24 protein-coding genes are annotated in these 22,410 nt (G+C 35.1%); 7 read left to right on the top strand and 17 right to left on the bottom strand.

Going from position 1 to position 22,410, the window contains the following annotated elements; all coding sequences use genetic code 11:
* Window positions 1-13: 13 nt before the first annotated feature.
* The 5 genes from aroB to mog are packed head-to-tail and all read left to right on the top strand — an operon-like array spanning window position 14 to window position 6,072.
* The gene (aroB, locus tag CCAL9328_RS04875; protein WP_170000156.1) at window positions 14-1,054 is read left to right on the top strand and encodes a 3-dehydroquinate synthase; all 1,041 of its coding nucleotides are present in this window, start codon (window positions 14-16) and stop codon (window positions 1,052-1,054) included.
* Complete coding sequence (locus tag CCAL9328_RS04870; protein WP_170000155.1) at window positions 1,051-2,640, top strand: mechanosensitive ion channel domain-containing protein; 1,590 nt, start codon at window positions 1,051-1,053, stop codon at window positions 2,638-2,640. The genes aroB and CCAL9328_RS04870 overlap by 4 nt, the downstream gene beginning before the upstream one ends.
* Entirely contained in the window at window positions 2,637-3,881 is a 1,245-nt protein-coding gene (gene mtaB, locus CCAL9328_RS04865) for a tRNA (N(6)-L-threonylcarbamoyladenosine(37)-C(2))-methylthiotransferase MtaB (protein WP_349304194.1), read from the top strand. Before CCAL9328_RS04870 ends, mtaB begins: the two co-directional genes overlap by 4 nt.
* Entirely contained in the window at window positions 3,868-5,523 is a 1,656-nt protein-coding gene (locus CCAL9328_RS04860) for an AAA family ATPase (RefSeq protein ID WP_170000153.1), read from the top strand. Before mtaB ends, CCAL9328_RS04860 begins: the two co-directional genes overlap by 14 nt.
* Before the next feature lie 9 nt (window positions 5,524-5,532).
* The gene (gene mog, locus CCAL9328_RS04855; protein ID WP_170000152.1) at window positions 5,533-6,072 is read left to right on the top strand and encodes a molybdopterin adenylyltransferase; all 540 of its coding nucleotides are present in this window, start codon (window positions 5,533-5,535) and stop codon (window positions 6,070-6,072) included.
* Between the two features lie 46 nt (window positions 6,073-6,118).
* Here mog and rfbB read toward each other — a convergent pair whose 3' ends face one another.
* From rfbB to CCAL9328_RS04775, 16 genes are all read right to left on the bottom strand, one after another.
* Window positions 6,119-7,153, bottom strand: coding sequence for a dTDP-glucose 4,6-dehydratase (gene rfbB / locus CCAL9328_RS04850; protein ID WP_170000151.1), 1,035 nt, complete (start codon window positions 7,151-7,153; stop codon window positions 6,119-6,121).
* Window positions 7,153-8,019: a dTDP-4-dehydrorhamnose reductase gene (rfbD, locus tag CCAL9328_RS04845; RefSeq protein WP_170000150.1), complete on the bottom strand. Its 867-nt coding sequence runs from the start codon at window positions 8,017-8,019 to the stop codon at window positions 7,153-7,155. The genes rfbB and rfbD overlap by 1 nt, the downstream gene beginning before the upstream one ends.
* Window positions 8,012-8,596: a dTDP-4-dehydrorhamnose 3,5-epimerase gene (rfbC, locus tag CCAL9328_RS04840; protein WP_170000149.1), complete on the bottom strand. Its 585-nt coding sequence runs from the start codon at window positions 8,594-8,596 to the stop codon at window positions 8,012-8,014. Before rfbC ends, rfbD begins: the two co-directional genes overlap by 8 nt.
* 2 nt (window positions 8,597-8,598) lie before the next feature.
* Entirely contained in the window at window positions 8,599-9,486 is an 888-nt protein-coding gene (gene rfbA / locus CCAL9328_RS04835) for a glucose-1-phosphate thymidylyltransferase RfbA (protein WP_170000148.1), read from the bottom strand.
* The gene (locus CCAL9328_RS04830; RefSeq protein WP_170000147.1) at window positions 9,483-10,238 is read right to left on the bottom strand and encodes a glycosyltransferase family 2 protein; all 756 of its coding nucleotides are present in this window, start codon (window positions 10,236-10,238) and stop codon (window positions 9,483-9,485) included. The genes rfbA and CCAL9328_RS04830 overlap by 4 nt, the downstream gene beginning before the upstream one ends.
* Window positions 10,235-11,011 carry a polysaccharide deacetylase family protein gene (locus CCAL9328_RS04825; RefSeq protein ID WP_170000146.1) on the bottom strand — a complete coding sequence of 259 codons (777 nt, stop codon included), beginning with the start codon at window positions 11,009-11,011 and terminating at the stop codon, window positions 10,235-10,237. The genes CCAL9328_RS04830 and CCAL9328_RS04825 overlap by 4 nt, the downstream gene beginning before the upstream one ends.
* On the bottom strand, window positions 11,008-11,985 hold the full coding sequence (locus CCAL9328_RS04820; RefSeq protein WP_170000145.1) for a glycosyltransferase: 978 nt from the start codon (window positions 11,983-11,985) through the stop codon (window positions 11,008-11,010). The genes CCAL9328_RS04825 and CCAL9328_RS04820 overlap by 4 nt, the downstream gene beginning before the upstream one ends.
* The gene (locus CCAL9328_RS04815; protein WP_170000144.1) at window positions 11,978-13,192 is read right to left on the bottom strand and encodes an O-antigen ligase family protein; all 1,215 of its coding nucleotides are present in this window, start codon (window positions 13,190-13,192) and stop codon (window positions 11,978-11,980) included. Before CCAL9328_RS04815 ends, CCAL9328_RS04820 begins: the two co-directional genes overlap by 8 nt.
* Window positions 13,170-14,267 carry a glycosyltransferase family 4 protein gene (locus CCAL9328_RS04810; protein WP_170000143.1) on the bottom strand — a complete coding sequence of 366 codons (1,098 nt, stop codon included), beginning with the start codon at window positions 14,265-14,267 and terminating at the stop codon, window positions 13,170-13,172. The genes CCAL9328_RS04815 and CCAL9328_RS04810 overlap by 23 nt, the downstream gene beginning before the upstream one ends.
* Window positions 14,264-15,154, bottom strand: a complete 891-nt coding sequence (locus CCAL9328_RS04805) for an ELM1/GtrOC1 family putative glycosyltransferase (RefSeq protein ID WP_170000142.1) — start codon at window positions 15,152-15,154, stop codon at window positions 14,264-14,266. The genes CCAL9328_RS04810 and CCAL9328_RS04805 overlap by 4 nt, the downstream gene beginning before the upstream one ends.
* Window positions 15,151-16,029, bottom strand: a complete 879-nt coding sequence (locus CCAL9328_RS04800) for a lysophospholipid acyltransferase family protein (RefSeq protein WP_169936002.1) — start codon at window positions 16,027-16,029, stop codon at window positions 15,151-15,153. The genes CCAL9328_RS04805 and CCAL9328_RS04800 overlap by 4 nt, the downstream gene beginning before the upstream one ends.
* 46 nt (window positions 16,030-16,075) lie before the next feature.
* A complete protein-coding gene (locus CCAL9328_RS04795) occupies window positions 16,076-16,681 on the bottom strand; it encodes a DedA family protein (protein WP_169971757.1) in 606 nt (201 codons plus the stop codon).
* A 41-nt stretch (window positions 16,682-16,722) separates the two neighbouring features.
* Window positions 16,723-17,376, bottom strand: coding sequence for a LysE family translocator (locus tag CCAL9328_RS04790; RefSeq protein WP_170000141.1), 654 nt, complete (start codon window positions 17,374-17,376; stop codon window positions 16,723-16,725).
* Window positions 17,377-17,414: 38 nt separating this feature from the next.
* Window positions 17,415-18,203 (bottom strand): MetQ/NlpA family ABC transporter substrate-binding protein, encoded by a 789-nt coding sequence (locus tag CCAL9328_RS04785; protein WP_170000140.1) that lies wholly within the window; start codon window positions 18,201-18,203, stop codon window positions 17,415-17,417.
* Window positions 18,204-18,236: 33 nt separating this feature from the next.
* Complete coding sequence (locus tag CCAL9328_RS04780) at window positions 18,237-19,016, bottom strand: MetQ/NlpA family ABC transporter substrate-binding protein (protein WP_170000139.1); 780 nt, start codon at window positions 19,014-19,016, stop codon at window positions 18,237-18,239.
* Window positions 19,017-19,152: 136 nt separating this feature from the next.
* Window positions 19,153-19,926: a MetQ/NlpA family ABC transporter substrate-binding protein gene (locus CCAL9328_RS04775; RefSeq protein WP_170000138.1), complete on the bottom strand. Its 774-nt coding sequence runs from the start codon at window positions 19,924-19,926 to the stop codon at window positions 19,153-19,155.
* A gap of 305 nt (window positions 19,927-20,231) precedes the next feature.
* Here CCAL9328_RS04775 and CCAL9328_RS04770 point away from each other — a divergent pair, with 305 nt between their 5' ends.
* Window positions 20,232-21,008: a PhzF family phenazine biosynthesis protein gene (locus CCAL9328_RS04770; RefSeq protein WP_170000137.1), complete on the top strand. Its 777-nt coding sequence runs from the start codon at window positions 20,232-20,234 to the stop codon at window positions 21,006-21,008.
* A gap of 4 nt (window positions 21,009-21,012) precedes the next feature.
* Here the strand turns inward: CCAL9328_RS04770 and CCAL9328_RS04765 are convergent, their stop codons facing one another.
* Window positions 21,013-21,348, bottom strand: a complete 336-nt coding sequence (locus tag CCAL9328_RS04765; RefSeq protein WP_169935987.1) for an ArsR/SmtB family transcription factor — start codon at window positions 21,346-21,348, stop codon at window positions 21,013-21,015.
* A 99-nt stretch (window positions 21,349-21,447) separates the two neighbouring features.
* Between CCAL9328_RS04765 and CCAL9328_RS04760 the strand changes: the two genes are divergently transcribed.
* Window positions 21,448-22,410 carry a permease gene (locus CCAL9328_RS04760; RefSeq protein WP_170000136.1) on the top strand — a complete coding sequence of 321 codons (963 nt, stop codon included), beginning with the start codon at window positions 21,448-21,450 and terminating at the stop codon, window positions 22,408-22,410.

Below are 22,410 nucleotides of genomic sequence, written 5' to 3'. Positions count from 1 at the left end.
ATACGGAGTAAATATGCAAATAGATTTAAGATTAAAACAAAAAGAGCATGACTATAAGGTTTATATAAATGAGCTTGAGCGCATAGAGCTAAAAGGAAAAGTTGCGATCGTAACTAATCCAAAAGTCGCGGGACTTCATCTTAAAAGACTTCTTGATGTCTTAAAGTGCGATGATTATTTTATAGTTACTGTTCCTGACGGCGAAGAGTATAAAAATTTAACTACGGTTGAGAGCATCTTAGAGCAATTGTTTACAAGCCGTCTTGATAGAAGTAGCACGCTAATAGCTTTTGGTGGTGGCGTAATAAGCGACATGGTGGGTTTTGTGGCTAGTATTTATCAAAGAGGGATAAAATTTATAAACATCCCAACCACTCTTTTATCTCAGGTTGATGCAAGTGTAGGCGGAAAAACCGGAGTAAATAATAAATTTGGAAAGAATTTGATCGGCTCTTTTTATCAGCCAGAAGCGGTTTACTGTGAAAGTAAATTTTTACAAACATTAGCCAAGCGCGAGTTTAGTGCAGGCGTAGCTGAGGCTATCAAGATGGCCGTAACATTTGACAAAGAGATGTTTGAGTGGCTCGAAAATGCTGACTTAAACGATGAAAAAAATTTAGCAAATTTAATATATAAAGCAGTTGGCATAAAAGCAAATGTTGTTATGGACGACGAGAAAGAAAAAAGTGTAAGGGCTGTTTTAAACTATGGCCATACATTTGCCCATGTAATAGAAAACCAAACAAACTATAAAACCTATCTTCACGGAGAAGCTGTTGCCATCGGTGTAAACATGGCAAATGCTCTTGCTTTGCACTTGGGTTTAATGAGTAAAGAAGAGGTTGAAAGAGTTAAGAGGCTCTTGTTAAAATTTGACTTGCCGACAAGCTATAAGATAAATGACGAAGAACTATTTTACGACGCATTTTTCCTTGATAAAAAGAGTGAAAATAGCAAGATAAAATTTATCCTTGCAGACGGCATTGGAAATGCGGTTATAAAAGATAACATATCAAAAAGTGATGTTTTAAAAGTTTTAAGAGAATTTAAATGAAATTTTTAGTTGTTTTATTTTCTATTTTTGTTTTTGCTTGTGCGGAAGATAACTCCACTATATCCGTTCAAGACTCTGAAATTTCACTTAAGATCACTGAAGTGCAAAAACAAATAGACGCCATAGATAGCTTGCTAAAAGGTAATGCGTGGATAACTAGATACGCAAACTACAACACATACCAAAAATTGCTTTCTGAGTTGGAAGAGGGCGAAGCTGCCATAAAAAAAATGGATAAAAATTCTCGTAAGACTAGCGATACTGCAAAGAGGATAGAGACCTTAAAAGAGCAGGTAAATTTACTAAAAGAGTATGAGAAGACACCATTTTCAGCCATGCTTGCCGCACCTGAAGTAGAAAATCCACCACGTATCATAAACCCGATCGCTCTTATCTCAGGGTTTTCTTATATTAAAAAAGTAAAAACAAATAAAGACGAATATTCTCGTCATATACTTGAACTTGACATGGTTTTATCTAGGCTTGATGAGAAAGAAAAACTTTTAGTTGCTATGCTTGATCTTGATAATAGCGAGGAGAATAGAAATTTACTCTACTCAACAAGACAAGAAATTTCAGAACTAAGCGCAGCAAAACAGATCGCACAAACGACATTTAGTGTATATGGCAAAAGAGCCGACGAGGCGATAAGTATAGCTACAAATGATATAAAAGCACAATTTTTTAGCATGTTAAATATCACGATTTGGTTGATAGCAACGATCATACTTTCGTTCTTGGCTAAATTTATAGCCAAAAGAACGATAACTGATAATGAGCGCTTTTATACGGTAAATAAATTTCTAAACTTTTTAAACGTTACGCTTATTATACTTATACTTTTGTTTGCATATATAGAAAACGTAACTTATATCGTTACTGTGCTTGGTTTTGCGTCAGCTGGTATTGCTATTGCTATGAAAGATATGTTTATGAGTATGCTTGGCTGGATGGTGATAATGTTTGGTGGCTCGATACATGTTGGAGATAGGATAAGAGTGCTACATAACGGTTCTGAGTTTACTGGTGATATTATCGACATCTCTCTTCTTAGGATGACTGTTTTTGAGGATGTAACATATACGACATATAAAGTAAATCGTCGTGCAGGACGAATCGTCTTTATACCAAATAATTATATATTTACCGATCTTATCGCAAACTACTCTCACTACGGCATGAAGACTGTTTGGGATGGCATAGATATCGTGCTTAGCTTTGATAGTAACCATAAAAAAGCTGTCTATATAGCAAAAAGTATAGTTAGAAAATACTCAAAAGGATATACCGATATCGCAAAGCGCCAAATGACAAAATTACGCAGTCAATACAGTATAAAAAATCCAAACGTAGAGCCGAAAGTTTTTACTTTTTTTGAGCCTTATGGAGTAAATATCTCAAGTTGGTATATGACAAATTCATACGCGGCACTTGCTCTTAGAAGCACGATAAGTGCCGAGATCATAGACGCATTTAACAAGGAGGATGATATAAAGATAGCTTACCCTACGCAAACCATGTATCTAAGCAAAAAACAAGACCCAAGCCCACATAGCGAGCTTGAAAATGAAAGTAGCTGGATATAATGCAAAAGGTGTTTTTTAAAACATTCGGTTGTCGCACAAATATCTACGACACTGAGCTTATGAAAAGATACATCAAAGACTATGAGATAACAAACGACGAAGATAGCGCAGATATCGTCATCATAAACTCATGCACTGTAACAAATAGCGCAGATAGTGGCGTAAGAGCTTATATAAATAATGTAAAAAGACGTGGTGCTAAGGTTGTTTTAACGGGTTGCGGAGCTGTTAGTAAAGGCAAAGAGCTGTTTGATAAGAATGGAATTTTTGGCGTGATAGGAGCTAGTGAAAAAGCAAATATCAACACGCTTTTAAATTCGCAAGGTAGATTTTTTGAGCTTGGAAATTTAAAGTCCATAGACAGAGATATCGTTACAAATTATGAAAATCACACAAAAGCTTTTATAAAAATTCAAGAAGGTTGTAACTTTTCTTGTAGTTATTGCATAATCCCTAGCGTGCGCGGTAAAGCACGTAGTATGGATGAGCAAAATATCTTAAACGAGGCTAAAATTTTATCTCAAAACGGCTATAACGAGCTTGTTTTGACAGGGACAAATATAGGCAGTTATGGCAAAGATACAGGCAGTTCGCTTGGCGCTCTTCTTGCAAATTTGGGTAAAATTTCAGGCATTAAGCGCATCAGGCTTGGTAGTATTGAGCCAAGCCAGATAGATGATAGTTTTAGAGAAATTTTAAACGAGCCGTGGCTAGAAAAACATCTTCATATTGCACTTCAACATACAAGCGAAAGAATGCTTCGTATCATGCGCAGAAGAAATGAAGCCTTGCGTGACTTGGAATTATTCTATGAGCTTAGCGAGCTTGGATTTGCACTTGGGACGGATTATATAGTCGGACATCCCGGCGAGAGTGAAGAGATATGGGATGAAGGGCTTGAAAATTTCAAGAAATTTCCGCTTACTCATCTACATGCATTTGTTTATTCACCGCGTTTTAACACACATTCGGCAACTATGAAGATAGACGTTAGTGGCGATATAGCTAAAGCTAGGTTAAATACACTAAAAGAGATAACAAGGCAGAAAAATTTAGAATTTAGAAAGCAACATAAAGTAGAACTTGGCGTTTTGGTTGAACAAAAAAACAATGAATTTTACGAAGGATTTGATCAGTTTTATAATAAAATTAAGATCAAATCAGAACGCGATATATCAAAAGAGTGGCTTTGGCTTAAGGATTATGAGATAGAAGAGGAATTAAATTATGCAAAAATTTAATTTTAAATTTAATAAAAAAAATATAGTAGTCATTGTTTTGATTTTGCTACTTTTGCTTATAGGATTTGCACTTTTAAAAGAGCCAAAAACGATAAGATATGATGCTTATAGCGCGCTTCTTGACGGAGACTTTATCGACAAAGCAGTTATAGAAGATAACGAAGTAATAATCTATGCACAAAACAATAGATATAAAATCATAAAAGACGGCATAGACGTAAAAGAACTCATAAAAAAGGTGCCAATAGAACAAAAGGAAAGATACATATCAGTGAGTGAAATTTTTACTATTTTTATAGTTTCTTTTGTGCTTTTCTTTGTAATGTTTTTGTTTGTTAGATTTAGAAAAAAAGAGTTGGAACAGGAAAAAAAGCCTGTTTATGATGTCGAAAGTGTTGTAAATTCTTTTGGCGTTCCTGTTATATCAAATGTGAAATTTAGCGATGTGGCAGGCATTAGTGAGGTAAAAATAGAACTTAGCGAGATCGTCGATTTTCTTAAAAATCCACTAAAATACAAAAGCTTTGGTGTAAAGATGCCAAAGGGCGTTTTGATGGTTGGACCTCCTGGAGTAGGTAAAACTTTAATTGCAAAAGCTGTAGCAGGAGAGGCAAATGTGCCGTTTTTTTATCAAAACGGTGCTAGCTTTGTTCAAATTTATGTTGGAATGGGTGCAAAACGCGTTAGAGAGCTTTTTTCAAAAGCTAAGATGTATGCACCGTCTATTATCTTTATCGATGAGATAGATGCTGTCGGCAAGAGTAGGGGAGGCAGTAGAAACGATGAACGTGAAGCTACGCTAAACCAGCTTTTAACCGAAATGGATGGTTTTGAAGATAACTCGGGCGTTATAGTCATAGCTGCAACAAACCGCATGGAGATGATAGATGAGGCGCTTTTAAGATCCGGAAGGTTTGATAGGAGGATTTTTCTTTCTATGCCTGATTTTAAGGATAGGGTGGCGATACTTAAAGCATATCTTAACGGAAAAAGCTGCAATGTCGACGTAAATGAGATAGCCAAAATGAGTGTAGGATTTAGCGGAGCGGCTCTTTCTACCTTGGTAAATGAAGCTGCTATAAGTGCGCTAAGGCAAAATAAAACAAGTATAGATATATCAGACTTTGAAGCTGTTTCAAACAAGGTTTTACTTGGCAAAAAGAAAATCCTAAGCTACTCCGAAAGCGAAAAAAAGATACAAGCTGTTTATCAGGCGGCAAAGGTGTTAAGTGCGTATTGGTTTGACGTTGGATTTGAAAAAATTTCTTTAGTAGAGGATCGTTTTATAGGCGTTGAAAGAGAGATAGAGTCAAAATCCCAAATGTTAGCTCGTATCAAGGTATTTTTATCAGGCAGATGCAAGCTTGAGCTTGATCAAAATGATCTGTTCTCAAATTCTAAAAATGATCTAAATTTAGCAAAAGATATCGCTCAAAAAATGATCTTTGAATACGGAATGGGGAGCTCCTTTATTCCAAATCAAATGGATGTCGAGCAGATACTTTTGCAAGCAAAAGAGGAAGTGGTAAGCTTTTTAAAGGGTGTTGATACGCAAATTGAAGCTATAGCCGAATATCTTTTAAGCTACGAAACGATAGATAAAGATATGGTGGCTGAAATTTTAAATAAAATTTATAAATAGGAAGATTATATGAAAGTAAAAATAGGAATTTTAACACTTAGCGATAGGGCGAGTGACGGAACATATGAGGACAAATCAGGACCAGCTATAAAAGAAGTGCTTGGTGAATGGATAGTAAGCGAATGCGAGTATTTTTACGAGGTTATACCAGATGAGCTCGAACTTATCAAAAAGCGCCTTAAATATATGTCAGACGAGCTTGGATGTAGTCTTATCTTAACAACAGGCGGAACCGGTCCTGCAGTGCGAGATGTAACTCCTGAGGCAACTGAAGATGTATGTGAGAAGATGATGCCGGGCTTTGGGGAGTTAATGAGAGCGGCAAGCTTGAAATATGTCCCAACGGCAATTTTATCAAGGCAGACTGCCGGCATTCGCGGTAAATCTTTAATCATAAATTTACCGGGTCAGCCAAAAGCTATAAGAGAGTGCCTTGAGCCGATATTTCCTGCTGTGCCATACTGCATAGACCTTATCGAAGGGGCTTTTATCGAAACAGATGAAAATGTAATGAAGGTATTTAGACCAAAACAAAAGAAAATTTCTTAAATATTTTAGTGCCTATTTGTTAGGCACTAATTTTTGGTATTTTGATTTATATACCATACTTCTTCAAATACCACTCAACAGTCTTTATAATACCTGTCTCAAAATTCTCATCAGCTTTCCAGTCAAGTTTATTTTCTATCTTAGTCGCATCTATAGCATAGCGTCTATCATGTCCAGCTCTATCCTCTACAAAAGTTATTAGGCTTTTGTATGAGAAGTTTTGCTTTGGCACTTCTTTATCTAAAATTTCGCATATTCTATCCACGATTTGCAGATTTGTTCGCTCGTTTCTTCCACCGATATTATATGTCTCGCCCCTTTTGCCATTGTGATAAACCAAATCTATACCCTTGCAGTGGTCAAGCACATATAGCCAGTCTCTTATGTTTTTGCCATCACCATATATTGGGATAGGATTGCCTTTTAGAGCGTTTCTTATGATAGTTGGGATTAGCTTTTCATCATGCTGTTTTGGGCCATAGTTGTTTGAACAGTTTGTGATAACACAGTTTAGTCCAAAAGTTTCCACATAAGCCCTTACTATCATATCACTTGAAGCTTTTGATGCTGAGTATGGTGAATTTGGAGCATAAGGCGTCTTTTCAGTAAAAAGATCATTTGGATCTTCTGATAGCGTGCCATATACTTCATCTGTGCTTATATGATGAAACCTGCAGTCTTCGTACTCTTTTTTATAGACAAATGGCTTATCCATCCAATGCTTTTTAGCCACGTCTACAAGAGTGTAGGTGCCATTTACATTTGTTTGCACAAATACACCGGGGTTTTTGATGCTATTGTCCACATGGCTTTCGGCCGCGAAGTGGATAACTCCCCTTATATCATACTCAGAAAATATAAACTCCACAAGCTCACGGTTACAGATATCGCCTTTTATAAATTTATATCTTTGGTTGTTTTCACACTCTTTTAAATTTTCTAAATTTCCAGCATAGGTTAAAAGATCCAAATTTACAATATTATAGTTTGGATACTTTTCTAAAAAATACGGCACAAAATTGCTTCCTATAAATCCAGCACAGCCTGTTACTAAAATAGTTTTATTTGAGTTATTAAACATTATCTTCTCTCCCCTAGTCTTTTTAAACAGTCATCCAAGCCATCTTTCCAATATGGTATCACTACGTTAAATTTCGACTTTATCTTACTTTTGTTTAGTAATGAAAAATGCGGTCTCTTTGCCGGTGTTGGGTATTCAAATGTCTCTATTGGGTTTATCTTGCAAGGTAGTTTTGCCATCTTCATTATTTCTTTTGCAAAGTCATACCAAGATAAAACACCTTCGTTTGAGTAGTTATAAATTTCCACTTTGTTGTTACTAATTTGTGGGATAATGTCAAGTATAGCTTTTGCTAAATCTTTTGCGTATGTCGGAGCGCCTACTTGGTCATATATCACACCCAAACTCTCTTTTTCTTTGCCAAGTCTTAGCATCGTTTTTAAAAAGTTATTTCCATAGTAGCTATAAACCCATGAAGTTCTAATAATGATAGAATTTAGTGGATTTATATTTCTCATCTCAGTCTCACCATCAAGCTTTGACTTGCCGTAAATCGACTGTGGATTTGTCTGATGTTCCTCAATGTATGGCTTGTAATTTTTACCGTCAAATACATAATCAGTTGAGATATGAACTAGCTTTATACCAAGCTCTTTTGCGACAAGAGAGAGCTTTTTTACAGCTTTTCTATTTACTAGATCAGCATTTTCTATGTCGCTCTCAGCCCTGTCCACAGCTGTATATGCCGCACAGTTAATGATAGCGTTGATAGAGTTTGTCTGACAAAAATTTATTATATCATTTTTATCTGTGATGTCTATATTAGTTCTATCTGTAAAGAAAAATTTATACTCATAGTTTGACGCTAGCTCTCTTATCTCAGAGCCAAGCTGCCCGTTTGAGCCGGTTACTAGGATATTAAGCATAGTAGTTTACTCCAAACTCAAATATCTCTTTACTGTCTTTTATATCAAATAACTTTGGCTGAACCTTGTCTTTTTGTGATAAATTTAACTCATCATGGTTTAATATCCAGTCAATATTTAAATTTTTATCATCAAATGCTATACCTCTATCACATTCCGGACTATAGTAGCTATCTACCTTATATGCGAATATCGTATCTTCTTCAAGAACTACAAAGCCATGAGCAAAGCCTCTTGGTATAAGTAGTTGTCTTTTATTTTCAGCGCTTAATTCTACAGCTACGTGTTGTCCAAAAGTTGGTGAGCCTTTTCTGATATCAACCGCGACATCTAAAACTCTTCCTTGTATAACACGAACAAGTTTTGTCTGTGCAAAAGGAGCAAGCTGATAGTGAAGTCCTCTTAAAACTCCCTTACTTGACTTTGATTCATTGTCTTGACAAAATTTTATCTTGTAACCTAATAATTCCTCTAGCTTATCTTGTCTAAAGGTCTCTACAAAGTAGCCACGACTATCTCCATGCACCTTTGGCTCGATAATAACAACGTCTTGGATACGCGTTCTTATAAAGTTCATATCTACTTAATCCTTCCGGGTTGTTTCGCTCTATTAATTAGATACTGTCCGTATTGATTTTTCTTTAAAGGTTCTGCTAGCTCAAGAAGTTTTTCTTTTGAGATATATCCCATCTCATAAGCTATTTCTTCTAGGCACGCTACTTTAAGTGACTGTCTATTCTCAATGGTTTGTATAAACTGACTAGCTTCTAGTAGGCTCTCATGAGTGCCTGTATCTAGCCACGCATATCCACGCCCCATAAGCTCGACTTTTAGCCTGTTTTCTTTTAAATAAATTTCATTTAAAGTTGTTATCTCAAGCTCTCCGCGCTCTGATGGTTTTACATCTTTTACTTTTTTTACCACATCATTTGGATAAAAATACAACCCAACAACAGCATAGTTTGATTTTGGATTTTTTGGTTTTTCTTCTATGGATACCACATTACCATCTGCATCAAACTCAGCCACACCGTATCTTTCAGGGTCTCTTACATAGTAGCCAAATACAGTTGCATTATTTTCTTTTACATTAGCCACTGACTGTGCTAGTAACTTTGTAAAACCATGTCCATAAAATATATTATCACCAAGAACCAAACATGCATCATCGCCGTCAAGGAATTTTTCACCTAAGATAAATGCTTGAGCCAGACCGTCTGGACTTGGCTGGATAATATAATTTAATTTAAGTCCAAGATCAGAGCCATCTCCGAGTAAATTTTTAAAAGCAGCTTGATCGTTTGGTGTGGTAATAATAAGTATCTCTGTGATACCTGCTAGCATTAAAACAGATAATGGATAATAAATCATAGGCTTATCATATATGGGCATGAGTTGTTTGCTAACACCCTTTGTTAGAGGATAGAGTCTAGTGCCGCTACCGCCTGCTAGGATTATGCCTTTCATTGTTTTCCTTTAAAATTGTCCAGCTCATAAAGCTTTGCCTCTTTCATAAATGCATAAAATGCATTGATATTTGCCGTAATAAAGCCTTTTTTGCCATCATAAAATGAACGTCTTAAAAAGTATGACTTAAAAAACGTAAGTGGGTATATAAAAAGTAGTTTTAAAAATGAACTTTTATTTTTTTTGCCGGCTTTTTGTTCGGCTCTTAGTGTTGAATAATTATTGTTTTTCATTACTAATTCATGTATAAATTTATCACTAAAATGATGTATCGTTCCTTTTGAACGTTTTATTTTTGTATCAAAAATTTCAACCTGAGCATGAACACCCATATTTGTATATCTAGCATTTTCTTTTTTAAAAAATCTTATATGTGTATTTTTACGTACTTTGTCATGGCAAATCTTACCTAGACTATACTCGTGAAACGGTATATCAAGAGCGCCATACTCATCTTGCTTCATCAGCTCAACGATCTCTCTTTTAAGCTCTGGAGTTACCTCTTCATCAGCGTCAATATTTAGTACCCATTTATTTGTGCATTGCGCTAGCGCGTAAGCCTTTTGTATGCCTTCGCCCTCCCATTTTTTATATATAACTTTATCTGTGTACTCTTTTGCGATTTGCACTGTTTCATCAGAGCTACCACTATCTACAACAACTATCTCATCAAAGTCTTTAACGGCTTCTAAGGCTCTTCTTATATGCCTTTGCTCGTTCATACATATCATATAAACCGAAGCTTTTATCATAGTTTATTCCTTACTTTATGAAATTTTAGCCAAAAGTCAAAAACGCTCTCGGTGCCAAGAATTCCTATGCGTTTTATGGTAAATTTATCATCTTTTGATTTAAATAAACCACGTTTTACTATAACGGCATTTTTGTATCCCACATCCTTTGTTAGGCAAGCTATATCGTCGTTGTATTTGCCGTATGGATAAGCAAATGCCTTGCACTCTTTTTTACTTAAATTTTCTACTGATTTTTTTGAGTTTATTAGCTCATCTTTTACGTTTTCTAAACTTGCGCGTTCTAAATTTAGATGAGACATCGTATGTGAGCCAAACTCGACCAAATCAGACATCTTTAAAATTTCATCTTTGCTTAACATGCGCGATATATGGTTTGTATTCTTCTCTTCCCAATGATTTGTCTCTTGGTTTGGCACTATATAGATAGTTGCCTTAAAGCCATATTTTTTAAGTATAGGATAGGCGTTTGTAAAGTTATCAGCATATCCATCGTCAAATGTTATACAAACGGCTTTTTTGGGAAGCTCGCTAAAATCGCAAAGCTCACTTATGGTGTAGCTTGTAAAGCCATTTTTATATAGCCACGCCATCTGTTTTTCAAAGTCTTCAGGTTTCACACGCCATTTGTCAAATTTATCGCCTTTGTGTGTATCTATGCTATGATACATAAGAACTCTAGCATGAGCAAGGCTCTCGCTTTTTCTCCACCAGTTGTATCGAAGTGATATCACAATGGCTAAAAATGCTATAAAAATATAAAACCATATCATCCTATTTCCTCATCAATCGCTTTTATAAAATTTTCAAATTCGATCTTTGTTTTTTCATATAAAAAGATAAATTTATTATATCCATTTTGTGCAAGTGATTCTCTTTTATCACTATTTTTTATCAGCTCTTTAATGCTTTTTGCTAAAATTTCTGGTGAATTTTCGCACATCATGATTTCATTATCATCAAAAAACTCATAAATAGCCTTTGAGTGCATCGTGATAAGTGGTTTTTTACAAGCTAAGGCTTGATATGCCTTGTTTGGCACTACGCTTTTTGCCTTATTTGAGCTACCAAATACTCCAAGCACTATATCACTACTGCGTATTATCTTAGCTAAATCATTTTCAGCTATAAACTCGCCATCCATCTTCACTTGTTTAAGATCAAGCTTATCAAAAAGCCTTTTATACTCTTTGTATGTCTGCCCACTACCTACTATCTCGCCGTCAAACTGCACTCCATCTTTTTCTAGGATACTAAACGCATGAAGTATCACATCTATGCCATGAAGCGGTATAAAAGAACCGTAAAAAAGCACCTTTATTTTTTCATTTTTTATATCATTTTGTATTGGATAGTATATGTTTTTATCAGCAAGAACAGGTAAAACAAGATGTTTGCCGTTAAATTTTCCAAACAAACTTTGCCAGTATAAAAAGTGCTCGTTTGTATCCGAAAGTAGATATTTTGAGAATTTAAAATTTATATAGTCTTGTAAAAATTTTATCCAAGCACGAGGATTTAGCTTGCCTATCTTTTTTCTGTCATACACATAGGTGTCATAGTTTGAGATAAAAAAGTCGTTTATTATCCTGTATCTTTTAAAGAAATTTTTTAAAAAAACATTTTTTGAAAAAGGCATTAGTATATAAATTTCATTTTTGATATTAACGTCTTTAACTAAGTCTTTTATGATGTTAAAACGAGAGTAATCCTTTTCTTTGCGCTGTAGAAATTTTAAACTATTCATTATCTTTCTTTGTAATTAAACCATAATAATTATCAAGCAAAACAAATAAAGTAATGGCAAATATCATAAAAAATGCTGTGCGACTACCAGATAGTATATAGGATGAATTTAAGAAAGAAAACGCATAAAGTACACTAAAAGTACTTATAAACATAAAGGCACCTTTTTTGTAAATTCTTAAAAACACACCTACTAAAAGCGTAATCCCAAAGCAAAATCCTACAAGCCCTTGCTCAGCCAATATATCCATCCATGGACTATGTGAGTGATGAACTGTCAAGTTTTTTTCTTTATTTATCTCATAGCTTTCAAATTCGTCTTTATAATAATCAAACTGCCTATCTCTAAAATTCTTAAACCCAACGCCTAAGATCGGATTGTCTTTAAACATTTCAAACGATGTTTTCCATATGGCTATCCTATAGTGTTTCTGACTCTCAAATGGATTTGATAATGTAGTTAGTCTATCTTGCAATTTATCATTTGTTAAAACCATGGCGCTTATACACAAAATAAGTATTCCAAGTGCTGCAAATGCATACTTTCTATATGGACTAACCCAAGCTATTACCGGTATAAATACAGCAAGTATGATAAGAGGACCTCTAGAACCGCTTGCTGGCATGGATATCAAAAGTGCAAAAAGTGCTAGTGAATATAAAACGTAGTGTGATTTTAAACGATCTTTTAAAGAAAGCATCGCGCCAAATATGCCTACAAAAAGCGGAAGTATATAAGAGTAATCCCTGGAGTCGCTGTAAAACAGATCCGACACCCTGCCGTCTTTTATAGCAGTACCAAACATATTGTAGCCTATTGCTATTTGGAGTAGTGCGTTAAATGCTATAAGTAGTACTATGATTGCCACAAATTTAAAGAAATTTTCAAGCTTTTCTTTTGTGCTCAGGCTTTCTTTTATAGCCAAATATAAAAGCACCCACAAAAACACCTTGCTAGCAGAGTTTACAGCACCTACTTTATTTACAGCCCATAGTGCGGTTAGACACATATATCCACACCAAATAGATAAAAATATAAAAATCTTATCCTTAAACAAGCAAAAAGAACGTGTTTTTATGATATGTATCAAAAATAAAACTACTATTAGCCCACCAACCACATTAAAGCTTTTTCCAATAAAAAAACTAACAACCAGAAGACACATTAGCCAAGTCATAATATTTTCATAAGTTATTTTTTGTATCATAAAAATCCTTGTAAATTTTAATTGTCTCTTTTGTCATATTTTCTAGATTAAATTTCTCTTTTATGTAATTAAATCCATCAAATTTAAGCTCGCGCGCTAAGAGTATCTTTTTAGAAAGCTCCGCTTCATCTAGTGGCTCAAAAAAGTAGCCATTTTCTCCATCTTTTATGATGTCTTTCACACCGCCGTGATTACTAGCTACTACCGGGGTATTAAGAGCGATGGCTTCAGCCACACTTCTACCAAAGCTTTCGGGTTTTAAGGTCGCACTCACCACCACATCACTTAGTTTGTAAATTTTAGCTACTTCACTAATACTACCTAAAAATTTTACATTTTTATCAAGTCCAAGCTCTTTAGTTAGCGCCTTAAGTTTGTTAAAGTATTCCTCTTTTTTGGGATGTGCTCCACCAGCTACTATGAGGCAGACACTGCTAAAATTTTGCTTTAGCAAAGCGGTCGCTTTTAAGATAGTCTCGATATTTTTTATCTGGGTTATGCGTCCAACAACACTTATAACAAGCTCGCTTTCTATCTTAAACTTATCTCTTAAAGTTCTCTTATCGGCTAAATTTTTAGGATCAAAGCTGGTAAGATCAACACCGCGAAAAACAACCGATATTTTATCATTTTGCACATTAAAATGTTTTATAATATGCTCTTTTACGGCGTTGCTTACGCATATTATCTTATCGGCATCTGTCATTATCTTACTGTAAAAATTTGGTGTATTTATACCGTGAACTGTGCTTACTATATTTAGATTTAGTCCGATTTTAGCAAATTTTAAAAGCCAAGCAGGCACACGAGATCTTACATGCACGATATCAGGCTCTATCTCTTTTAAAATTTTTCTAAGCTTTAAAACTCGTTGGATCATAGTGAGCAAATTTTTACTATAAACATCAGCCGTTATGTGCGTTACGCCGTTTTTTTCTATCTCGCTTACCAGCTTTCCGCCACCGCTTATCACGTATGATTTTATGTTATATTTGTTAAATTCGCGTGTTATCTCAACTACACCACGCTCCACTCCGCCCTCATTTAGCTCAGGTAAAAGCTGAACTACTTTCATATATTTATCTCTTTTAAAATTTTAGCTAAATTTATCTTTTCGGTTTTGGCAAACACCTCGTTTTTTTGATAAATTTCAACCAGTTTTTTATCTTTTAAATTTTGTATGAAATCATCAAATTTATTATGCTCGTCTTTTCTCTCAAGTTCCAGTATGACTACATTTGCGTTAAGGTTACACACGGCTTCGCTTATCATGGATACGGAGTCGATGGTGATAAATACGTATTTGCAGTGTTTTAAAAAGTCATATATTGGATTTATCTTGTCTTCAAGATAGCTTACAAAAAAGTTAAAATTTTCTTTTTTTAGCACGCATTCTATCTCTTTTGGAGTTCGCGGAGATGTTGTAATAAGCGCTTCATGGTCACTAAATTTAGCCCTTATCTCTTTTATGGTTTTTACTATCTCTTCACTCATGACAAAGCTTTTGTTGCTACCGCCGATGATAAAACCTATCGCCTTTTTTTGCGGGGTGTAGTAGTTTGTTGGCTTTAGATAGTTTAAATTTACAGGCAATATGGTCGCATTTTTGGCATGAAAATTATCATGATGTGTGCAAAATACAATATCAAAGTCATTTCTAAAACCTTTTGGAGCCATTAGTGCTACGTTTTTTGCTTTAAATTTTCTTGCAAAATATTTGTTAGCATAATACGTCGTAGAGCCAGCCGAAACAACTATATCAAAATTTTGAAATTTCAAACTGCTATAGTTAAAAATAGGCAGATATATACGCAAAAAATCAAGCAAATAACTTAAAAATTTAAGCCATTTATATGAGAATTTGATACGCAGGATCTCAAATTTATATCCTTTGAGTTCGCAAAACGCCACACTTTGGCTTTCATGTCCGGCTCTTGCATCGCTAATGATAAGAGCTCTCACATTTTCCACCTATTATGCATCCAAAACCACTGTGCAGGATCAAGCCTCACAACCTCTTCAAATATATCGTTTATTTGTTGCGTTATAAATTTAGTATCATGCTCACTATCGCCGTTTAAACCGCTTTCATCAAAATTTTTAACGATAATCTCATATCGTCCATCATCTTTTCTTATTGCAAAGATCGGTATTATAACTGGATTAAATTTTAATTTAAGCTGTGCGATAGCTTTTGACGTTAAGCACTCTCTTCCAAAAAAGGTTGACGGAATGGAATTTATGGCTCCTGGTTTTTGGTCTATCAAAATCCCTGCATGGTATCCTTTTTTAAGAAATTTTACCATTTTTATCATTGCGTTATCTTTTGTGGCTAGGGCGTTACCAAATTTAGTGCGAGATGGCGTTGTGATATTTTTTTCTATAAGTAAGTTATTGCCTTCTCTGCCCACAACAACTAGTTTGTAGCCGTTAAAACCAAAATAATGCGCCAAAGCTTCCCAGTTGCCAAAATGAGCCGTTGTGAACAAAACCGGGCGATTGCCGTTATCGCAAAGGCGGTTTACGGTTTCTATCGCCTCTTTGCCGTTTATGATAAGCTCGTCAAGCGTTTTTTTGTCATTATATAGTAAGAGGCTCTCGCAAAGTGTTTTACTAAGGCTTGTGAAGTTATTTTTAGCTATATTTTCTATCTCTTTTTGTGTTAAATTTGTATAGGCAAGACGTAAATTTTTAATGGCTAGTTTCCGTCTTGATCCAAGTGTGTAATATAATAATACGGCAATAAATTTAAAAAATTTATATGAAAAAGAAATAGGGCAAATTTTAGAAATTTTTATAACCAATACAGCCAAGAAATACTCAAATTTTTCTCTCAAAATTCACCTTTATTTAAATTTTTATAGATTATATCAAAAAATGTTTTTAAGCTTTTTTAAAATATTTTACAAAGATAAAATATACTGCAAAGAGTAGGGCTACGACAAACAAAAGCCATAATGTTATCTCTTTTAACTTGGCTGATATCAACTCCTCATTTTGACCCAGAAAGTAGCCAACCCAAAGTAGTATACCAACCCAAATCCCAGCACCCAACGTAGTAAATAAACTAAATTTTAAAACATTCATTTTAGTAAGTCCTGCCGGCAAGCTGATGTATTGGCGGATCCCTGGGATCAAACGGCAGTTAAATGTCGAAATTTCACCGTGTTTGTTAAAAAAGTTTTCGAATTTTTGCATTTTTTTATCTGTGATGCCAACAAATTTACCGTATTTTTGAATGAGGGGACGACCAAAAAAGTAGCACAAATAATAATTAAAAATAGCTCCGGCTAATGAACCAAGAGTTCCTGCCATAAATGCCAAAGTTAGGCTCATCTCGCCCTTATGTGCTAAGTATCCGGCAGGAACCATGACTACTTCGCTTGGAAACGGGAAAAACGAACTTTCTAAAAACATCATAAAAAATATCCCGGTATATCCCCACTGGCTAACAACCGAGACGATAAAATTTATAACACCACTTAACAAGGCAGGCCTTTTAAAAATTTAAAGCCTTAATTATAGTTAAATCACCCTTTTAAAGCATTTAAAATTTCAAGCACAAGCTCATAAAAGATGATTGTGGCAAAAACGGCAAAAACGAGTGAACAAATTCCGTCTAAAAGACGTTGTTTTTTAAGAAAGGCTTCACGTGCTTTAGGCAAAGAAAACAATTTGCCCAAGAGTATGAAGCTAAGAACGCTTTGTATTGATATAACCGCAACTAAAAGTATGATGTGGTAGACATTGCCTGACTTATCGATAAATCTTGAAAATATGCTCGCAAAGTATAAAATGGCTTTAGGGTTTGATAAATTTGTTAAAAATCCCACGATAAAAAAGTGTTTTGCGCTTAAATTTTTATCTTTATTTTCCTTAACATTGACATTTGAGCTATTTTTTGAAGAACGATAAAGCAAAAAACTAAGGTAAAAAAGATAGCAGACGCTAAAGAGCATGAGTGCTATTTGCAAAGGTGGAAATAAAACAAATAGTGTTTTTAGACCAAAGGCTGTAAACATGATCCAGATGATTATCCCGGCTCCAACTCCAAGACAGGCAAAAATGCTTTGCCTAAATCCATAAGCAAGTGATGTTCTAAGGATGAGAAAAATGTCTGGCCCAGGTACTATAAGGGCTAAAAAATGTGTCGCCATAAGGGCTAAAAGTGCATAAATTTCCATGATATTCTTTCAAAAGAGCAGGGCATATGCCCTGCGTGTTAAAACGACGGTATAACCGCTCCTTTGTAGCGATTGATAATAAATTCTTTTACCTCGGGACTTAGTATGGCTTTGTTTAGAGCCTTGATCTTTGGTAGGTTTTCATTACCATCTTTTACTGCTACAAAATTTGTATAAGGACTATCTTTTCCTTCAAGCAAAAGTGCGTCTTGCGTTGGCTTTAGACCTACGTCAAGTGCGTAGTTTATGTTGATAAAAGCTATCGTCACATCGTCAAGTGCGCGAGGTGTTTGAGCTGACTCCATCTCTTTAAATTTTAGATTTTTTGGATTTTCTACTATGTCAAGCGGAGATTTGTATTCGCTATTGTTTGCTTTTATAATCCCTGCCTTTTCTAATAAATTTATCGATCTAGTCGAGTCTGCAGAGTTGTTTGATATAGCTACGATATCGCCGTTTTTAAGCTCGTCAAGGCTTTTTATCTTCTTTGAGTAAATTCCCATAGGCTCTACGTGAACGCCGGCAGTTGGGACAATATGTGTTTTATTGTCTTTATTAAAGGCTTTCATGTAAGGAAGACCCTGGAAGTAATTTGCGTCAAGATCGCCTTGCTCGGTTGCTAAATTTGGTATAACATAGTCGTTAAATACCTTGATCTCAAGCTTATAGCCCTCTTTTGCCAAAAGCGGAGCTACGACCTCTTCAAGAATTTCCGCATGAGGAACAGGAGTTGCGCCGATTATTATTGTTTTTGCATCTCCTGCTGCATTTAGGCTAAGCGCTAAAGAGATAGATGCAAGTGGTAGTAGTAGTTTTGAAATTTTCATTATTTTTCCTTTATTTTATTTTGTTTTTTGGCATTAAAACGCCGGTATAACTTCGCCTTTATAGCGATCAAGTATGAAATTTTTAACCTCTTGTGTCGTGATAGCGGCGTTTAACGCCTTTATCTTATCGTTATTTTCATTTCCTGCGCGAGTAACTACGATATTTGCATAAGGACTATCGCTATCTTCAAGCAAAAGCGCATCTTTTGATACACTAAGACCTATATCAAGGATGAAATTTGTGCTAATAGCGGCCAGATCAACCTCGTCTAGCGTGCGTGGAATTTGCGCTCCTTCGAGCTCAAGAAATTTTAAATTCTTAGGATTTTTAACTATATCATGCGGAGTTGCAAGGCTGATATTTGGCGCAAGTTCGATAAGCTTTGCTTTTTCAAGTATCTTAAGTGCGCGGTTGGCGTTACTTGGGTCATGTGCGATGGTAATGGTCGCTCCGTCTTTTAGCTCATTTATGTTTTTTATCTTCTTAGAGTAAAAGCCAAGCGGTTCAACATGAACGGCTACGGTCCTAACAAGAGTGAGCCCGCGGTTTTTATTTTGCTCTTCAAGATATGGCAGGTGCTGAAAGAAATTTGCATCTAGATCACCGTTTTGAGTTGCGATATTTGGTATAGAGTAGTCGTTTATCTCTTGGATGACCAGCTCATACCCTTGTGCTTTTAAATTTGGCTTTATAAACTCTAAAATTTCAGCGTGAGGAACGGGAGAAACTCCGACTATGATCTTTTTATCACCACTTGCACCGTATAAATTTAGTGCGAGTATGGCTGTGCTTATTATGGTTAAAATTTTCATTACATTTTCTTTTAGATTATGCGTGATACGCTGCATTGATAAATTTAGACTTAAATTTACCGACTTTAGGACAAAAGGTTAAAGGCCTTTGCTCTTTGTGGTATTAAGGAAGCTTTTGGCTTCCTTAATGGCGTTATTAAAACGCTGGAAGTATGGCTCCTTCGTATTTTTTCTCGATGAAAGCTTTTACTTCAGGTGTTGTTATAGCTTTGTTTAGAGCTTGTATTTTTTTACTTTGCTCATTGCCTACTTTTACAACTACATAGTTTACGTAAGGGCTCTCTTTACTTTCAAGAGCAAGAGCGTCTTTTGTAGGGTTTAGGCTAGCATTCAAAGCATAGTTCGTATTAATAACTGCTATCGTAACATCATCTAGTGTGCGAGGTGTTTGAGCCGACTCCATCTCTTTAAATTTTAGATTTTTTGGATTTTGGGTTATATCAAGAGGTGTTTTTAGTGGATTGTCATTTAGCTTTATAAGACCTGCGGTGGCCAAAACATCAAGAGCACGACTCTCGTTTGTTGGGTCGTTTGGTATAGCTACGATATCTCCGTTTTTGATCTCGTTGATGTTTTTTATCTTTTTAGAGTAAACACCCATTGGCTCAAGGTGAACACCTACGGTACGCGTAAGTTTTGTTCCTTTGTTTTTGTTAAATTCTTCAAGATAAGGCAGGTGTTGGAAGAAATTTGCATCCAAATCGCCGTCGTCAGTTGCGATATTTGGTATAGAGTAATCGTTAAATTCTTTTATTTCAAGCTCATAGCCATCTTTTGCAAGGATAGGTTTTATAACCTCAAGGATCTCAGCGTGTGGAACAGGCGTTGCGCCGACTACGATTTTTTCAGCTGCGTTTGCTGATACAAGCAGGCTTAAAGCAACTAATGAAGTAGCAAGTATTTTTGTCATTTTTTATCCTTTTTAAAAATTTGCTAACACTCAAAAAGGATAAGCGGATAGTAGAAAGCTTAAATTTCTTTTTAAATGTTTAGCGAACTAAGCACTTAAAAAGAAATTTGTGCTTAGTATTTGTCTTTCGACACCTTAGTTTCTATCAAGCGACACATTTCGCACATATCTGATTTCATGATATATCCTTTCTCTTTTTAAAATTAAATTGGCGAATTGTAAGAAAAGTTTCTTTAAAATAAGTTTAAAATCTTTAAAATTTAGGTCAATTGATGTAAAATACTTAAAAATTTAAAGGAAAAATGATGATAATACATCATGTAGATGCTTTTACAAATGAGCTTTTTAAAGGCAATCCAGCCTGTGTTTGCGTAAGCGACGCTCCGCTTGATGAAAATTTGATGCAAAAGATAGCTGCTGAAAATAATTTATCCGAAACTGCATTTTTAGTTAAAAATGGTGAAATTTATAATCTTAGGTGGTTTACGCCTGTTAGCGAAGTAGACCTATGCGGACATGCTACGCTTGCTAGCGCCTTTGTTTTAAAAAGCTTTTTTGAGCCGAGTCAAAATGAGTTTAAATTTAGTACATTAAGTGGGATTTTAACTGTAACCTATGAAAACTGTGTATTTTTGCTTGACTTTCCAGTGTTTGAGCTAAAAGAGATAAATGTGACTGAAGCGATGAGTAGGGCTGTAGGAGCAAAGCCACAGCAAGCCTTTTTGGGACGCGACCTGCTTCTTATAATGGAAAATGAGAGCGATATTATAAACGCAAAACTTGATTTTGGTGCGATGCTAGAGCTTGACGGACTTATAACTCATATAAGTGCAAAAGGAGGCGAATTTGACTGTGTTTCAAGAAGCTTTGCGCCAAAACTAGGCATAAGCGAAGACCCGGTTTGTGGCTCAGGGCACTGTCATATCGTGCCATTTTGGGCTAAAAATTTAGACAAAACAAAGCTAAAAGCACTACAAGCATCAGCTAGAAGTGGAATTTTAGAGTGTGAGATGATGTCAAACGGACGCGTAAGACTTGGCGGAACGGCGGTTTTATACTCTAAAAACGAAGTATTTGTTTAAAAATTTACCTTAAATTTTTTATGATACTTCTTGCATTTTTTGAATTTTTAGTGATTTTTTCCTCTAAAATTCTATTTATGCACTCTAAAAAGTTTGGCAAACAGCAAATATCAACTGAGTAAAATACATGAAGTCCTGATTTTTCTCCTTTTAAAATTCCAGCACTTTTTAATACACTAAGATGCTTTGAAATGGTGGCTTGCTCTTTGTTTAAGCTTTCACAAATTTCGCTTACACTCATACTTTTATCGCCTAAAATTTCAACTATCTGAACTCTTAATGGATGGGCTAAAGCCCTCATAAAATCACTTTTTAGCTCAAAAATATCAACATACTGCATCTAAAATCCTTTTGGCAATTTTATCTAAAAAAGCTAAATTTATACTTGACTATATTCCTATATAGATATATAATAATGCAAAAAATAAAAGGATAAGATATGTTAGATATATTTACAAGGCAAAGCGTATTTCAGTTTTTCAAATTTTTTATGATTTATTTTGTTGAGATTTCACTGTTATTTTTAGTTGTGTCTTTTTTGGTATTCATTGTGTCTGAAAAATTCAGCGATAAACTTAAAAAGCATTTAGTAAAGAGCGATTTTTCAAGCTTCGTTAAAGCATTTGTAGTCGGCGCTCTCACTCCGTTTTGTTCTTGTTCTACCATACCACTTTTAAACGGATTTTTAAAAAGTGGCGTTTCTTTGGGGGTTAGTAGTGTGTTTTTACTAAGCTCACCACTTGTAAATCCGGTTATCCTGACTCTACTTTTTATCAGTTTTGGCTTAAAATTTACAGCTGTTTATTTTGCGGTTATTTTTATCACATCAATTACTTTTGGCATCATACTATCTAAAATAAACCAAAACAAATTTTTAAAAGATGACTTTATAAAACCAAAATTTAGCCTAAGTGTAGGCGTTTCAAGTATGGTTTTTAAAGCTACAACTCAACCAAAAATCTGTGCTTGCAACCAAGCAAACACTAATGAAAGTATCTATAAAATAGCTTTTTCAAACTCACTTAGGGAGTACAAAAAGCTATTTGTGTACGTACTGGTTGCGATGTTTATCGGTGCGACGATACATGGCTTCGTGCCACAAACGCTTGTATCATTATACCTTGGCGCAAGCGACTTTGACTCTATATTTATATCAGCCGTACTTGGCATTTTACTTTATGTCAGAGTAGAAGCCCTCATCCCTATCGGAACAGCACTCTTGTCATCAGGTGCGAGCGCGGCGGCTTTTGGAGCGTTTGTGATAACGGCAGCTGGGATAAGCTTGCCTGAGATTATACTTCTTAACAGGTTCTTTAAACCAAAATTTATAGCTATTTTTATCGGATTTATACTGTGCGTGGCGATGATATTTGCGTTCTTTTTATCCGCAAATATCATCTAA

The organism is Campylobacter sp. RM9328 (genome assembly GCF_012978615.1).
This window is presented reverse-complemented; position numbering and strand designations above follow the sequence as displayed.

Coding starts and splice junctions, on each gene's coding strand:
- CCAL9328_RS04760 (WP_170000136.1), top strand. CDS start 21,448: ATGTTAGATATATTTACAAGGCAAAGCGTATTTCAGTTTTTCAAATTT.
- CCAL9328_RS04860 (WP_170000153.1), top strand. CDS start 3,868: ATGCAAAAATTTAATTTTAAATTTAATAAAAAAAATATAGTAGTCATT.
- CCAL9328_RS04870 (WP_170000155.1), top strand. CDS start 1,051: ATGAAATTTTTAGTTGTTTTATTTTCTATTTTTGTTTTTGCTTGTGCG.
- CCAL9328_RS04820 (WP_170000145.1), bottom strand. CDS start 11,985: ATGAATAGTTTAAAATTTCTACAGCGCAAAGAAAAGGATTACTCTCGT.
- CCAL9328_RS04825 (WP_170000146.1), bottom strand. CDS start 11,011: ATGATATGGTTTTATATTTTTATAGCATTTTTAGCCATTGTGATATCA.
- rfbC (WP_170000149.1), bottom strand. CDS start 8,596: ATGAACTTTATAAGAACGCGTATCCAAGACGTTGTTATTATCGAGCCA.
- rfbB (WP_170000151.1), bottom strand. CDS start 7,153: ATGTTTAATAACTCAAATAAAACTATTTTAGTAACAGGCTGTGCTGGA.
- CCAL9328_RS04815 (WP_170000144.1), bottom strand. CDS start 13,192: ATGATACAAAAAATAACTTATGAAAATATTATGACTTGGCTAATGTGT.
- CCAL9328_RS04830 (WP_170000147.1), bottom strand. CDS start 10,238: ATGATAAAAGCTTCGGTTTATATGATATGTATGAACGAGCAAAGGCAT.
- mog (WP_170000152.1), top strand. CDS start 5,533: ATGAAAGTAAAAATAGGAATTTTAACACTTAGCGATAGGGCGAGTGAC.
- CCAL9328_RS04785 (WP_170000140.1), bottom strand. CDS start 18,203: ATGAAAATTTCAAAACTACTACTACCACTTGCATCTATCTCTTTAGCG.
- CCAL9328_RS04810 (WP_170000143.1), bottom strand. CDS start 14,267: ATGAAAGTAGTTCAGCTTTTACCTGAGCTAAATGAGGGCGGAGTGGAG.
- CCAL9328_RS04775 (WP_170000138.1), bottom strand. CDS start 19,926: ATGACAAAAATACTTGCTACTTCATTAGTTGCTTTAAGCCTGCTTGTA.
- rfbA (WP_170000148.1), bottom strand. CDS start 9,486: ATGAAAGGCATAATCCTAGCAGGCGGTAGCGGCACTAGACTCTATCCT.
- CCAL9328_RS04770 (WP_170000137.1), top strand. CDS start 20,232: ATGATAATACATCATGTAGATGCTTTTACAAATGAGCTTTTTAAAGGC.
- rfbD (WP_170000150.1), bottom strand. CDS start 8,019: ATGCTTAATATCCTAGTAACCGGCTCAAACGGGCAGCTTGGCTCTGAG.
- CCAL9328_RS04765 (WP_169935987.1), bottom strand. CDS start 21,348: ATGCAGTATGTTGATATTTTTGAGCTAAAAAGTGATTTTATGAGGGCT.
- CCAL9328_RS04780 (WP_170000139.1), bottom strand. CDS start 19,016: ATGAAAATTTTAACCATAATAAGCACAGCCATACTCGCACTAAATTTA.
- CCAL9328_RS04790 (WP_170000141.1), bottom strand. CDS start 17,376: ATGGAAATTTATGCACTTTTAGCCCTTATGGCGACACATTTTTTAGCC.
- aroB (WP_170000156.1), top strand. CDS start 14: ATGCAAATAGATTTAAGATTAAAACAAAAAGAGCATGACTATAAGGTT.